The organism is Algibacter sp. TI.3.09, assembly GCF_038154905.1.
Lineage (GTDB): Bacteria > Bacteroidota > Bacteroidia > Flavobacteriales > Flavobacteriaceae > Algibacter.
On sequence record NZ_JBAKAN010000001.1, the window covers coordinates 636,747 to 650,948 of the forward strand.

10 protein-coding genes are annotated in these 14,202 nt (G+C 33.8%); 6 read left to right on the top strand and 4 right to left on the bottom strand.

Annotation, left to right across the window (positions count from 1 at the left end; all coding sequences use genetic code 11):
• Nucleotides 1-12: 12 nt before the first annotated feature.
• Nucleotides 13-3,345 (bottom strand): transglutaminase family protein, encoded by a 3,333-nt coding sequence (locus V6246_RS02410; RefSeq protein WP_341558800.1) that lies wholly within the window; start codon nucleotides 3,343-3,345, stop codon nucleotides 13-15.
• A gap of 226 nt (nucleotides 3,346-3,571) precedes the next feature.
• On the bottom strand, nucleotides 3,572-4,612 hold the full coding sequence (locus tag V6246_RS02415) for a GMP reductase (protein WP_341558801.1): 1,041 nt from the start codon (nucleotides 4,610-4,612) through the stop codon (nucleotides 3,572-3,574).
• Between the two features lie 139 nt (nucleotides 4,613-4,751).
• On the opposite strand from V6246_RS02415, the gene V6246_RS02420 reads away from it, so the two are divergent.
• Nucleotides 4,752-6,149 carry a response regulator gene (locus V6246_RS02420; protein WP_341558802.1) on the top strand — a complete coding sequence of 466 codons (1,398 nt, stop codon included), beginning with the start codon at nucleotides 4,752-4,754 and terminating at the stop codon, nucleotides 6,147-6,149.
• A gap of 16 nt (nucleotides 6,150-6,165) precedes the next feature.
• On the opposite strand, the gene V6246_RS02425 is transcribed toward V6246_RS02420, so the two are convergent.
• Together V6246_RS02425 and V6246_RS02430 are read right to left on the bottom strand one after the other, a co-directional pair.
• A complete protein-coding gene (locus V6246_RS02425) occupies nucleotides 6,166-6,546 on the bottom strand; it encodes a RidA family protein (RefSeq protein WP_341558803.1) in 381 nt (126 codons plus the stop codon).
• Between the two features lie 96 nt (nucleotides 6,547-6,642).
• The gene (locus V6246_RS02430) at nucleotides 6,643-9,396 is read right to left on the bottom strand and encodes a putative LPS assembly protein LptD (protein ID WP_341558804.1); all 2,754 of its coding nucleotides are present in this window, start codon (nucleotides 9,394-9,396) and stop codon (nucleotides 6,643-6,645) included.
• A 164-nt stretch (nucleotides 9,397-9,560) separates the two neighbouring features.
• Between V6246_RS02430 and V6246_RS02435 the strand changes: the two genes are divergently transcribed.
• The 5 genes from V6246_RS02435 to V6246_RS02455 all read left to right on the top strand — a co-directional run bounded on the left by V6246_RS02435 (nucleotide 9,561) and on the right by V6246_RS02455 (nucleotide 14,183).
• Nucleotides 9,561-10,655: an N-acetylmuramoyl-L-alanine amidase family protein gene (locus tag V6246_RS02435; protein WP_341558805.1), complete on the top strand. Its 1,095-nt coding sequence runs from the start codon at nucleotides 9,561-9,563 to the stop codon at nucleotides 10,653-10,655.
• A gap of 69 nt (nucleotides 10,656-10,724) precedes the next feature.
• Nucleotides 10,725-11,666: an MlaD family protein gene (locus V6246_RS02440; protein ID WP_341558806.1), complete on the top strand. Its 942-nt coding sequence runs from the start codon at nucleotides 10,725-10,727 to the stop codon at nucleotides 11,664-11,666.
• 7 nt (nucleotides 11,667-11,673) lie between these two features.
• Nucleotides 11,674-12,990 carry a (Fe-S)-binding protein gene (locus V6246_RS02445; protein WP_341558807.1) on the top strand — a complete coding sequence of 439 codons (1,317 nt, stop codon included), beginning with the start codon at nucleotides 11,674-11,676 and terminating at the stop codon, nucleotides 12,988-12,990.
• A gap of 3 nt (nucleotides 12,991-12,993) precedes the next feature.
• Nucleotides 12,994-13,359 (top strand): hypothetical protein, encoded by a 366-nt coding sequence (locus tag V6246_RS02450; RefSeq protein ID WP_341558808.1) that lies wholly within the window; start codon nucleotides 12,994-12,996, stop codon nucleotides 13,357-13,359.
• Nucleotides 13,360-13,391: 32 nt separating this feature from the next.
• On the top strand, nucleotides 13,392-14,183 hold the full coding sequence (locus V6246_RS02455; RefSeq protein ID WP_133965779.1) for a (Fe-S)-binding protein: 792 nt from the start codon (nucleotides 13,392-13,394) through the stop codon (nucleotides 14,181-14,183).
• Nucleotides 14,184-14,202 lie beyond the last annotated feature (19 nt).

Below are 14,202 nucleotides of genomic sequence, written 5' to 3' on the forward strand. Positions count from 1 at the left end.
TTAATTTATTAATTACTTTTTTCTTAAATCTGTTGTGTTCGGAAACTCAAAATTAACTGGTAATTCTTTATAATTGAATTTTTTAGAACTGCCTTTCTTTTTAACGGTAATGCTTGATGAATTATCGTCTGTTATAGTTTCTTTTATTGGATCGATTTCTCCTTGTGTATGCCCAGATTCCCAAAAACGGTTAATTCGTCTAGATTCTGCTTCGTAACTATTCACCGGATGCACGTCGTAAGAACGTCCGCCAGGATGTGATACAAAATAGGTGCAACCACCAATAGAACGTTTGTTCCATGTATCAACAATATCGAATACAAGAGGAGAATCTACACCAATAGTTGGGTGTAACGCAGAATATGGATCCCATGCTTTATAACGTATACCTGCCACAAATTCTCCTTTTACAGAGGTTGCTTTAAGGTTTACTTTAACACCGTTGCAAGTTACAACATATCTTTCTTCCGTAAAGTTTGTAACCTTAATTTGAATTCGTTCCAAAGAGGAGTCAACATAACGTGCCGTTCCGCCGCCAGTCATTTCTTCACCTAAAACATTCCAAGGCTCAATAGCTGCACGAAGTTCTATATGAATGTTGTTTATAGTTACCATACCATGTAAAGGAAATCTAAATTCGAAAAAAGGATTAAACCATTCTTCTTTAAAGCGGTATCCTGCTTTATTTAGAGAGTTTACAATATCTTTTATATCTTCTCTTACAAAATGTTCTATTAAAAATTTATCGTGTAATTCTGTTCCCCAACGTACTAAATCATGCTCGTAAGGTTTTTTCCAGAACCAAGCAACCAAAGTACGTACCAATAAATTTTGCATTAAACTCATTTGCGGATGTGGTGGCATATCGAAAGCACGAAGCTCTAAAATACCTAAACGCCCCGATGATGAATCTGGCGAGTATAGTTTATCGATACAAAATTCTGCACGGTGTGTATTACCGGTTAAATCGGTTAATAAATGTCTAAACAATCTATCGGTTAACCAAAAAGGAACCTCGCCATCTTTAGGTATTTGGCTAAAGGCAATTTCAAGTTCGTATAGGTTTTCCATACGCGCTTCATCTATTCTTGGTGCTTGGCTGGTTGCACCAATAAAAGATCCTGAAAATAAATAAGAAAGCCCTGGATGATGTTGCCAAAATGTTAATAAACTTCGCAATAAACTAGGTTTACGTAACAAAGGACTATCCGCAGGAGATATACCTCCCAAAGTTACGTGGTTTCCACCACCTGTTCCTGTGTGCTTTCCATCGAGCATAAACTTTTCGGTACCCAGACGCGATTGTTTTGCTTCTTCGTAAAGCGTAAATGTATTTTTAGTTAACTCATCCCAGTTTTTTGCTGGATGCACATTAATTTCAATAACACCAGGATCAGGAGTAATTTTTAAGGACTCCAATCTGTTATCTTTTGGTGCAGGATAACCTTCTAAAATTACCGGAATATTTAATGCTTTTGCTGTCGCTTCGATAGACGAAAGTAAATCTAAGTAATACTCAGCACAATCTAATGGTGGTAAAAATAAGTATAGTTTTTGGTCTCTAACCTCGGCGCAAAGTGCAGTTCTAATAAAATAATTAGTTTTTGGACTTTCAAGATCACCATTAATGTAATCGGCATATCTGTTGGTGGCTACTTTTTTATAGCTAGGGAATCTACCACGTTTGGTAAATTGATCGGGTTCGAATTTTGGAAATTCTTCATATTCCGATTTATGAACTAACGAAGATAAAGGCAAACGTAAACCAACTGGTGAATTACCAGGCGTTAAAAACAAATGATTACGTCGAAACTGCCAGTCACAAGTAAGCCATTGACCAAAACTATTGTTTAATGGCATTAAATAACCAACAACTTTATTTGTGCCCTGCTCTAATATTTCGCCTAATTTCTTTTGAATTAACGAACCGTCTTTATCTTCTCTTGGATCAATATCTGTGGGTAAATTACCTTCTTCCCAAAGGAAATAAAAGGCATCTTCAAAGGCAGGCATTATCGTTTTATCGGTAACACCTAAATATTGAGTTAAGGTCTCTAAAAATAATTTATCGGCATTTTCTGGTACAACTTTATTATCAGCAAAGGTTGAAAGTAATTTTTCGTTATGCCAAATTACTCTACCATCTTTACGCCAACAAAGCTCCGTTCCCCAACGTGGTAAAGGTTCTCCAGGATACCATTTACCTTGTGCACGGTGTAAAAATCCGCCTTTGGCAAATTTATTAAATAAGCGCTTTGTTAAGTCGTCGGCTAGTTGTCTTTTATGTGGTCCATCGGCATCGGTGTTCCATTCCGGCGATTCCATATCGTCTATAGAAACAAAGGTTGGTTCGCCACCCATGGTTAAACGTACATCACCTTTTTCTAGTTCTTTTTCAACTTTAAAACCAAGTTTATAGATATCGTTCCATTGTTTATCTGTGTATGGTTTTGTAACACGAGGCGATTCGAAAATACGTTTTACGGAGTTTTCAAATTCAAACTCAGTTTCACAAATATCTGTCATTCCAGAAACAGGTGCAGCACTTTCAAATGAAGGGGTACAAGCTAAAGGAATGTGGCCTTCTCCGGCTAATAATCCCGATGTAGCATCGAAACCAATCCAACCAGCACCAGGTAAATAAACCTCTGCCCAAGCATGTAAATCTGTAAAATCTTCCTCAGGACCAGAAGGACCGTCAAGCGATTTTTCATCAGATTTTAATTGTACTAAATATCCTGAAACAAAACGTGCTCCAAAGCCTAAATGTCTTAATACTTGTACAAATAGCCAAGCATAATCACGACACGATCCATTTTTTTGAATTAGTGTTTCTTCACAGGTTTGTACACCAGGGTCTAGTCTAATATTATAGCTTAAGAACTCGTATATTTTCTGATTGATATCAATTAAAAAATAGATTGTTTTTCTTGGCGTATAATCTAAAGTTTTAATAAATTCATGAATAAGCGGACCATTATCTGTAATTTCTAAATAGGGTAAAAGTTCCTTTTTAATGGTATCGCTATAAGTAAACGGATATTCTTCCGCAGCTTCTTCAACAAAAAAGTCAAAAGGATTTATGGTTTTTAAATCGGCAATAATTTCAACTTCAACAGAAAGCTCAGTTGTTTTATCAGGAAAAATTAATCGTGCTAAATAATTACCAAAGGCATCTTGTTGCCAGTTGAAAAATTGATTTTCCGGTTTAATTTTTATAGAATAAGCCTCAATTGGCGTTCTGCTGTGTGGGGCAGGACGTAATCTAAAAATATGTGGAGATAGATTTATAGGTCTATCATACTTGTACTTCGTTTTGTGTGAGATTACAATTTTTAACGCCATAAATTTCTTGGTTTATTTTGAATGAATTTATTAGTAAAAAAGATTCTTATAAAAATACATTAATTTTCATTGTAAAATAGGGGTTTCGAATAAAACTAAGCGCTTTATTATAACTATTAAAACATTGAAAATTATGCTGATAAAAAATGATGATTTGATGAGTTTTGTGATTGTTTATCTTTTTTTTGATAAATATTCATGGTAATTATTTTGGAACCATGTCATGTTAATGATTGTAAAATCTATTTTCTTGCTCGTTAACTCTAATAAAAGTAGTACGTTTAGTGAGTTCCTTTAATCGAGAAGCACCAACATAGGTACAAGTACTGCGTAAACCACCCAAAATATCTTGTAAAGTAATATCTACAGGGCCTTTATAAGGCACTTCGACTGTTTTGCCTTCACTAGCGCGATATTCTGCAACACCACCAACATGTTTGTCCATAGCCGTGGAAGAACTCATACCATAAAATTTACGGAATTGTTTGCCGTTTTTTTCAATTATATCACCACCACTTTCATCATGTCCGGCAAGCATACCGCCTAACATAACAAAATCGGCTCCTGCTCCAAAAGCCTTGGCAATATCACCAGGAGTTGTGCAACCACCATCACTAATAATGTGTCCGCCTAATCCGTGAGCAGCATCGGCACATTCTATTATAGCTGAAAGTTGTGGGTAACCAACACCGGTTTTTACACGAGTTGTACAAACAGACCCTGGACCAATACCAACTTTTACTATATCGGCACCAGATAGAATTAGTTCTTCTACCATTTCGCCAGTAACAACGTTGCCAGCAATAATAACTTTATCTGGATATTGTTTTCGAGTGCTTTTTACAAAATCTGCAAAATATTCCGAATAGCCATTTGCGACATCGATACAGATAAATTTCAGTTCTGGATTTATTTTAAATATGGCCGCAAGTTTTTCAGAATCGTTTTTACCGATACCTGTGCTAACAGCAATATGATTTAAGTGTTTTTCTGAAATAGAAGATAAAAATGCTTTCCATTCCGGAATGGTGTAATGTTTATGTATGGCAGAAAAAAGTCCTTTATTAGCAAGTGCTTTGGCCATTTCAAAAGTGCCCACCGTATCCATATTAGCAGCCATAATCGGGATGCCGTTCCAAACTGTAGTACTGTGTAAAAATTTAAATTCACGCTCTAAACTTACTTCCGATCGGCTTTTTAAAGTTGATCGTTTCGGGCGGAACATAACATCTTTAAAGCCTAATTTTATTTCGTTTTCTATGCGCATTACTATCGATTGTATTTTATTGAAAATTATTAAAAGAAAATTTAAATTTAAACAAAAAGAATATAACTATGAGTCACTAATTAATTATATTAGTGTTTTAATCAATATATTTTTTGATTTGTTAACCTGCCAATTATAAATGAATTTTATCCCGGAGTCTGTAAAGTATATTACCGTAAAAAAGAAATTATCTTTTTCAATTTTCACTTCTATTGCGGCTATTTTAATAATTGGTTACCTTTTTGTTGATGATAAAATTTATGCTGAATTAGCAGCCTTATTTCTTTTCGTAGTTGCTGTTATTCAGGTTTTTGCTTTACAATTCTTTTTAAAGAGTTTATTGAAGAATGAAGTAATAAAAGAAAATTTAACATCTAGAATAAAGGAATTAAAAAGAGATCTAGAGAAATCTGAAAATTTAGCTGAGCACAAATCAATTTACTTAGCCAACATGAGTTATGAGGTGCGTACACCACTTAACACGGTTTTAGGTATGTTAAATATGCTTAAACAAACCAATTTGGATGGTGACCAGGTCGCTCAGGTAGAAATTGCAGAGTTCTCATCGATGCATTTATTGCAATTGGTGAAAATGGTTACGGATAATGCGGAAGTGGATAGTGCTGATGTGAAGCTGAATTTTATTGCTATAGACTTAAAACAAGATTTAGGTAACCTATTTAAAGTATTTGAATACCAAGCTTGGGAAAAAGGATTAGAATTCGATTTTAAATTTTTATTTGAAGAAAAAGATAAATCTCTAGTATACGGCGATTCTTCTAGAATACAACAGGTATTAATTAATTTGATAAATAACGCTATTAAATTTACTAATGCAGGGAAGATTTCGATTATAATAGATCAAACCGTAGGTATAGATCATGAACAAATTGTAACTTTTTATGTAAAAGATACAGGAGTAGGGATGCGATCTGATGAAGTTAAGCGCTTTTTTGATGATGACACTAGTATTCCGGCTTCTATTATTAAAGATTATCGCGGAGCAGGTTTAGGGCTTTCCATTTCGAGAAAGTTGGTTAAGCTCATGGGCGGAACCTTAAAGCTTGAAAGTAAAGAGAACGAAGGGTCTACCTTTTATTTTAGCCTTCAATTAAAAAAGACGCTTAATATTAAAATGGTTGAAGAAGCAACACCTGCGCTTCATGCTAAATTTAATGTGTTGGTTGCGGAAGATAATAGAATGAATCAAAAAGTAATTAAGTTTTTACTTGAGAAGCAAGGTGCCGATTGTACGTTTGCGAAAAACGGTTTAGAAGCTGTAGAACTTTATAAAATATTAGATTTCGATATGATTTTTATGGATATCTATATGCCAGATATGGATGGGTATGAAGCCACCCGTGAGATTATAAAAACTAAAAAGTATCAACAGCATAAAACACCAATTATAGCGGTGTCAGCAAGTGCTTTTGAAGAAGATATTGAAAGCGCAAAAGAAGCAGGTGCTAATGAATTTTTAGCAAAACCTCTTGAATTACCAAAACTAAAAGAGTTGTTGGATAAGTATGCGCTTTAAAATCTAATGGTGTTATCTATTTTATTGCGATAACACTAATTTCTACATTTACATTTTTAGGTAATCTAGCCACTTGTACGGTTTCGCGTGCAGGTGCAGTAGCATCGTCAAAATAACTTCCGTAAACTTCATTGATGTTTACAAAATCGTCCATATTACTAATAAAAATAGTCGATTTAATAACGTTTTCAAAAGTCATATCAGCAGCTTTTAACACGGCTTTCAGGTTATTCATTACTTGTGTAGTTTCAGCTTTAATATTTTCTAAAACAAGCTCGCTAGTTTCTGGGTTAATAGCTATTTGTCCAGACGTATATAATGTGTTTCCTGTTAAAACAGCTTGATTATATGGACCTATGGGTGCTGGAGCTTCGGTAGTTGTGATTATTTTTTTCATCTGTAAAATTATTTATAAGGTTGAAAATCGATTAAGTTCGACTATAAAAATAATGAATATATATTTCTGTGTAAACAAAAATATAGCACCTTCAATTTATAATTGAGTATCGGCCGATTTACGTTTTTCGTATTTAAGATCTTGTAAGAGGCTAGATTTTATACCAATGAAGAAATTCCATGAGGTATACGTTCCAAAAGGAACCCAGCTCAAGTTCATTCTCCAGCTTTCTAAATCACGTTCAAAACGAAGTTGAGTAGAGGTGAAGCCATTGTTTTTAACATCGTAACCAGATGATGCTCCAATAGACCATTTATCTGATAATTGAATGTCTCCAGAGAACATTAAAGAGTGTGATGATATTTCGTTTTGCCTTGTGGAATTAGAGTAATTTACAGCATAAGCTAAGCGTAAACTCCATGGGATTTTATAGCGATAAAGAGCGCTCTTAGTGTCTTTATCTTCATCGTCTTTTTTAGGGATGGGTTTAGAGAAATCTTGAGATACACCAAACATGTCATCGTCACGACCACCACCTTGTAAGTTTTCATCGCGATTTCTATCGTCGTCTTTAGAATCTTTTTTGCCTTTTTTATCACTAGATAATGACCAACTAGCTGTCATGTTCGCGCTAGTTAATCTAAATAAGCTTCCGCCGTTATCAACATTAAAAGTATCAATTCTATTATTGTTATTATCCAGAGCGTAAGGATCTAAAGTTGCTCCAAAATTTAAACTTAATTGATTATCGAAAAGTTGTGTACCACCACTCATTCTTATTGGGCTCCATTGTAAAGAGTCTCCAGCAAAATTATAAGATGTAGAAAAGTTTAAGTTATTAAGTAAAACCACCTTTTTAGGCTCGGTTGCCGTACTATCTTTATCGCGTACTTTAGCTTCTATATTATTGGATAATGAAATACCCATAGAGCTAGAAAATGTTTGACCTGGTGTACCGAATATGCTTTCTTCAAATCGGGTGAAGGACACGTCCTCTTTTGTTTCTCCATCGGCACTTACAACCTCGTAAGTATCATAATATTTATCGAAAGCAGGGTTAATATTGTAACTAATAGCAGGACGCATAACGTGCCTTATTTTCTGTATTTTAGGGTCTTTACCTTCTTTTTCAAAATCGAACATACCATAAATGGTAGTTCCTAAACTTGTACTAAAATTATAAGTTCTAAACGAATCGAAGCCGTTTACTGTTTCCGTAACTGTTTCTCTAGTTGTGGTGTCGAAACTTTTATCAATAGTTTTAAAGGTCCAAACTTCATTGAAGTTTGCACTAGTACTCATACTAAAATATTTGAATAACTTAAAGTTTGTTGTTAACGGAATACTATGTTGAAATCCTGCTTTGGCATCGTCGAACATTTCCTTTTTAAAGAATAAAGAATCTGTAGTTTCAATTCTGTTTTCCCCACGTAAATTATACTGGAAGTTTATGTTTTGAATAATCCCTTTTTTAGAACCTGTTTTAGGAGCAAAAGGATACATTCTTCCAATACTACCTTGCAGTGTAGGCAACGTCATATTAATAGTTTCTGTTTGCGTATTTTGCGAGTGCGTCGCTGTTAAGCTAACATTAACTTGTGGTTCTCCTTGAAAAGTTTTAGAGTAAGAAACCGAAGATGATAATGTATTATTAAATCGGTTTGCAATATTCACCTGGTTTAAAGAGCCGCTATAATAATTGCTACTACCAAGGTTTACCGAGGCAGAAAAACGTGAATTAGGATTAGCTTTGGAATCTTGACTATGAGACCATCTTAAGTTGTATAAGGTGTTTTTAGCATAATCGGAAAAACCAAGTTCACTTGTAATTAAGCTCTCATATCTAAAGGCTAAATTACCTCTATATTTATAGCGTTTGGCATAAGTGTTTTCAACTCTTAGCCCATAACTTCCGTTGGTATAATAATCTCCCAAAACAGTTAAATCTACATTGTCGTTAATTGCAAAATAGTATCCACCGTTTTGTAAAAAGAAACCTCTATCGTTTTGCTCACCAAAACTTGGTAAAATTATACCAGATGTATGTGTTTCTGTTTGAGGGAAAAATGCAAAAGGTAAACCTATGGGTGTAGGTACATCATAGATAAATAGATTAGCTAAGCCAGTTACAATCTTTTTACCAGGAACAATTTTCGCTTTTCTAAGCTTAATATAATAATCTGGATCTTCAAGATTTTCAGCAGTTGTATATTTTGCGTTCTTTAAAAAGTAGACCGAATCGTTTTCCTTTTTTGTAATGCTTGCAATTACAGTCCCTTCACCTTGCTCGGTTTTAGAATTATATATAAGTGCTTTTTTAGATTTTGAATTAAAAACAATAGAGTCAGGTTCTACCACGCTACTTCCTTGGGTAAACACAGGCTTTTGAGTGTATTCACCTGTAGTATCAATAATACCTCGAGCACGTACAGTATTTGTTGTATAGTCTACAGTAATACTTCCTGCAGAAATATTCATGTCTCCATAATCAATTTTAGCTTGGTTGTATAAATACAGTTTATGCTTTATTTGATTGAAGGTGGTGTAATCTACGGCACTATAAACGACTTTGTTTTCTAAAAGGCCTTTTTTAGGTTTAATAGAATCGGTTTGAGTGGAATCCTGAACTTTTTCATCAATTATTGGTGCTAGTACACTATCGGTTTTTATAGTCACCCGATTTTCAACAGAAGGTTTAATAGAATCCGTCTTTTTTTTGATGTCCTGCCCAAAGCTTAGCATGTTAATAAACATGGTAAAACTTAGTGCAAAAAGTATATTAAAGTTGTTTGTCTGCAACGCTTTTAAATGTATTTTTGTAAAAGTATGGCTCGGTTTTTGAAAAGCCAAAATTACATATATTTTTCTGTGAATGTTTTATATTCTTAGAAAAATTTTAAATTAAACTAAACCGAGTATTTTAATCGTTACTATTTTAAAAATGGCATGCTTTTTATTTTGAAAATAGCCGTAATTTTTAATACACCGGTTTAAAACACAATCTGATTTATCTCATGAAAACGAACACCTTATTACTTTTCGTATCTTTTATATTAGTATTAACATTTTCTTCATATGCAAATAATGGAAATAGCGACGGCGATAAGTTCGTAGTTGTACTAGATGCAGGGCATGGCGGTAAAGATCCCGGCAATATGGGAAATGGTTATAAAGAAAAAGATATTGCATTAAAAGTAGTTTTAGCCATTGGGAGTGCTTTAGAGAAAAACCCAAATATTGAAGTTATTTATACCCGTAAAGCAGATAAGTTTATAGATTTATTTGTGCGTGGTAAAATTGCGAATAAGGCGAAAGCCGATTTATTTGTATCTGTGCATTGTGATTCTCACACTTCGCAAGCTTACGGAGCAGGTACGTTTGTTTTAGGTTTACATAGAAATAATACTAATTTTGAAGTTGCCAAAAAGGAAAACTCAGTAATTCTATTAGAAGATAATTATCACCAAAATTACGCCGGATACGATCCTAATTCGCCAGAATCGGCAATTAGTATCATGATGGGTATGGAAGATTATCTAGATCAAAGTATTCAATTGGCAAGTTTAATTCAGAGTAATTTTGTTGGTAAATTAAAACGAAAAGATAGAAGTGTTAAGCAAGCCGGTTTTATTGTGCTACACCAAACCGTAATGCCAAGTGTATTGGTAGAGTTGGGGTTTTTAACAAATAATAAAGAAGGTGCGTATTTAAATTCGAAAAAAGGACAACAAGATATGTCTAAGGCTATTACAGATGCTATTTTGCAATACAAAGCGTCCATAGAGCAAAATGTTGCACATACTGTTTTTGAAGATGAAGTTGTAGAAACAGTCTCAACAAGTGATATATATAAGGACGTTACTTTTAAGGTACAAATAGCGGCAAGCTCAAAATCCATAGCAACAAAACCCTATAATTTTAAAGGTTTATCTACTATTTCTAAAGAAAAAACAGGTAACTTATACAAGTATTATTACGGTTCTACATCAAACTACACACAAACAAAGCAATTAGTGAGCGATGCAAAAAGTAAAGGCTATAAGTCTAGTTTTGTTGTTGCTTTTAAGAATGGTAAAAAAGTAAGTCTTACTGAAGCATTAAAAAGGTAATTCAGAAAATAAGAGCATTCTTTTTAAAATTATCTTAAATTTGTCTTTGTTATTTAAAGAAAATACAATTTGAAAATATCTAGAGAAGTAAAAACAGGCATATTAGTATTATTAGGAATTATCCTTTTCATATTTGGGTTTAATTACCTAAAAGGGCAAAACCTATTAGATAGTTCTAAAACCTACTACGCAGTTTACGATAATGTTGAAGGTTTAGCACCAGCAACACCTGTAACTATCAATGGTCTTAACGTTGGAAAAGTTATTAGTTTGAAATTTAAAGGCGATGGTTCTGGTAAATTATTAGTAGAATTATTGGTGGATAATGATTTTGAATTTTCAAAAAACAGTACTGCACAATTGTATGATACAGGTTTAATAGGCGGAAAAGCCGTGGCTATTATACCAGCTTTTGATAATGCAGGAACAGCTGAAAATGGAGCTATGTTAACAGGGAAAATAAAAGCAGGTTTAACAGATGCCTTAGCAAGTCAATTAACACCGTTACAAGCTAAAATTGAAATTATGCTTACAAGTGCCGATGCTTTAATTTCTAATTTAAATGATGTTTTAGATGAAAAAGGAAAGGCAAACTTAAAGTCTAGTTTGGCTAGTTTGAGTGAAACCATGAATTCTTTTCAAGGCACTTCAAAAGCTTTAAATAATATCATGCAAACCAATCAATCTAAAATCACTACAGTTTTAACTAATGCTGAAAGTGCAAGTAACGATTTGGCTAAAATGACAGGAGAACTTTCTAAAACAGATTTAGCAGCGACCATGAAGAATTTAGAAACTACACTAGCGAGTTTTGAAAACATTATGGCAAACCTAGAAAAGGGAGAAGGTACCATGGGTAAACTATTAAAAGACGACGATTTATACAATAATTTAGAAGGTGCAACTGAAGAATTAGAGTCTCTATTGTTAGATTTTAAATTACACCCAAACCGCTACACTAGAATTCTTTCTAAGAAAGAAATTCCATACCAAGAACCAGAAACTAACTAAGATTTAAATGACATATTTACCAAACATAGTATTCGCTATAATTTTATTTTGTGGCATTGGATATTTTGCAAAAAATGTAAAAAAATTATTCCGTAACATTAACCTCGGTCAAGATGTTGATGTTAGCGATAACAAACCCGAACGCTGGAAAAACATGGCACGCATTGCTCTTGGGCAAAGCAAAATGGTGCGTCGTCCTGTTTCAGGATTTCTACACGTTGTGGTTTACGTCGGTTTCGTAATTATAAATATTGAAGTTCTAGAAATTATAATCGATGGACTTTTTGGTACACACCGTATAGGTTTAAGTGTTTTACCAACATCTGTCTACGGTTTTTTAATAGGGACTTTTGAAGTTTTAGCATGTCTAGTTTTTGTATCTGTAGTTGTATTTTGGATACGTAGAAATATTATTAAAATTCAACGTTTTTGGAACAGTGAAATGACGAGCTGGCCAAAAAACGATGGAAATATCATTCTGTATTTCGAAATGGTTTTAATGAGCCTTTTCTTAATAATGAATGCTACAGATTTGCATTTTCAAGATTTAAACTCCGGAAATGTTATCAGTCAATATATAGCGCCAATGTTTTCTGGCTTAACAGAAACTACGTTGCATTTTATAGAGCGTAGTGCTTGGTGGATACATATTATCGGTATTTTAATTTTCTTAAATTACCTGTATTTCTCAAAGCATTTACACATATTATTAGCGTTCCCAAATACGTTTTACGGTAAATTAACACCTAAGGGCCAATTCAATAATTTAGAATCGGTAACTAATGAGGTAAAATTAATGATGGATCCTAATGCCGATCCATTTGCTGCACCAGCAGAAGGCGATGCCGATGAAGTTCCTGCTAAATTTGGAGCTAGTGATGTGCAAGATTTAAGTTGGGTAAGTTTATTAAATGCTTATACATGTACCGAGTGCGGACGCTGTACTAGCGAATGCCCTGCAAACTTAACAGGTAAAAAATTATCACCTCGAAAAATAATGATGGACACGCGTGACCGTCTAGAAGAAGTTGGTAAAAACATCGATGCCAACAATGGTGAATTTAAAGATGATGGTAAACAGTTACTTGGTGATTATATTACAAACGAAGAAATTTGGGCGTGTACTAGTTGTAACGCTTGTGTAGAGGCTTGCCCTGTGAGTATAGATCCATTATCAATAATTATTGAAATGCGTCGTTATTTAGTTATGGAGCAAAGTGCGGCACCAACAGAGCTTAATAACATGATGACCAATATTGAAAATAACGGAGCTCCATGGCCATACAACCAAATGGACCGTTTGAATTGGAAAGATGAAAAATAATGAATGAGATACGCTTTAATCATATTAATTTTAACTTTATTTTGTTTTAATCAGGTTCAATCTCAGGTTGGATACCAAAAAGATTCATTACAAATAAAGGTTTACGCTGCGATTGACTATGTCGATAGTCATCCATCAGAAATTAAGGTTAAAAAAGTGTTTTGTGATTATTGCTCAGAGTTTCAAATAGAAAAACTATCAGAAGAGGCTTACCGAAGAACGTTTTTAATTCGTAATGATAAAAATGTTCGACTTACAAACGGCACATTTAAACATGCTTTATACATTAGAGTTTCAAAAAAAGATTTAGCGGGTTTAAAAAGAGAAAATTTTGATATAGAAGAAGAAGACATAAACACAAATAATTAAAATAAACCATTTTAATTTATAAAAGAATAAAAATGAGCGAACAACTAAACGTACCAACCATGGAAGAACTCATGGCTCAAGGCAAACAACCCGATATTTTATTTTGGGTAGGTTCTGCTGGAAGTTATGATGATAGAGCCAAGAAAATAACACGTGCTTTTGTTAAAATATTAAATAAAGCCAACGTTAATTTTGCTGTTTTAGGCACCGAAGAAACTTGTACAGGCGATGTTGCAAAACGTGCAGGTAACGAGTTTTTGTTTCAAATGCAAGCCATGATGAATATCGAGGTTTTAAATGCTTACGAGGTTAAACGTATTGTAACTTGCGATCCGCATTCTTTTAATTGCTTAAAAAATGAATACCCAAGTTTAGGTGGTAAATATGATGTTTTACACCATACACAATTTATAAAAGAGTTAATCGAATCTAAGAAATTAGAGATAAAAGACGGGGTGTTTAATGGAAAACGCATCACTTTTCATGATCCTTGTTATTTAGGTCGTGCAAACTCAGAGTATGATGCACCACGTGATGTATTGGCAACATTAAACGCAAATCTTCTCGAAATGAAACGAAGTAAATCGACTGCATTATGTTGTGGAGCAGGAGGTGCGCAAATGTTTAAAGATGCAGAAAAAGGAGATAAGGAAATAAACGAACTTCGTACAGAAGATGCGCTTAAAACTAACCCGGAAATCATAGCAACGGCTTGTCCATATTGTATGACAATGATGAGCGATGGCGTAAAAGTGAAAGAAAAAGAAAGTGAAATAACCGTTTTAGATATAGCAGAATTAATTGCACAGTCTCAAGGTTTATAAATAATTCAATTTAATAAAT

Coding starts and splice junctions, on each gene's coding strand:
- V6246_RS02410 (WP_341558800.1), bottom strand. CDS start 3,345: ATGGCGTTAAAAATTGTAATCTCACACAAAACGAAGTACAAGTATGAT.
- V6246_RS02415 (WP_341558801.1), bottom strand. CDS start 4,612: ATGCGCATAGAAAACGAAATAAAATTAGGCTTTAAAGATGTTATGTTC.
- V6246_RS02420 (WP_341558802.1), top strand. CDS start 4,752: ATGAATTTTATCCCGGAGTCTGTAAAGTATATTACCGTAAAAAAGAAA.
- V6246_RS02425 (WP_341558803.1), bottom strand. CDS start 6,546: ATGAAAAAAATAATCACAACTACCGAAGCTCCAGCACCCATAGGTCCA.
- V6246_RS02435 (WP_341558805.1), top strand. CDS start 9,561: ATGAAAACGAACACCTTATTACTTTTCGTATCTTTTATATTAGTATTA.
- V6246_RS02445 (WP_341558807.1), top strand. CDS start 11,674: ATGACATATTTACCAAACATAGTATTCGCTATAATTTTATTTTGTGGC.
- V6246_RS02450 (WP_341558808.1), top strand. CDS start 12,994: ATGAGATACGCTTTAATCATATTAATTTTAACTTTATTTTGTTTTAAT.
- V6246_RS02455 (WP_133965779.1), top strand. CDS start 13,392: ATGAGCGAACAACTAAACGTACCAACCATGGAAGAACTCATGGCTCAA.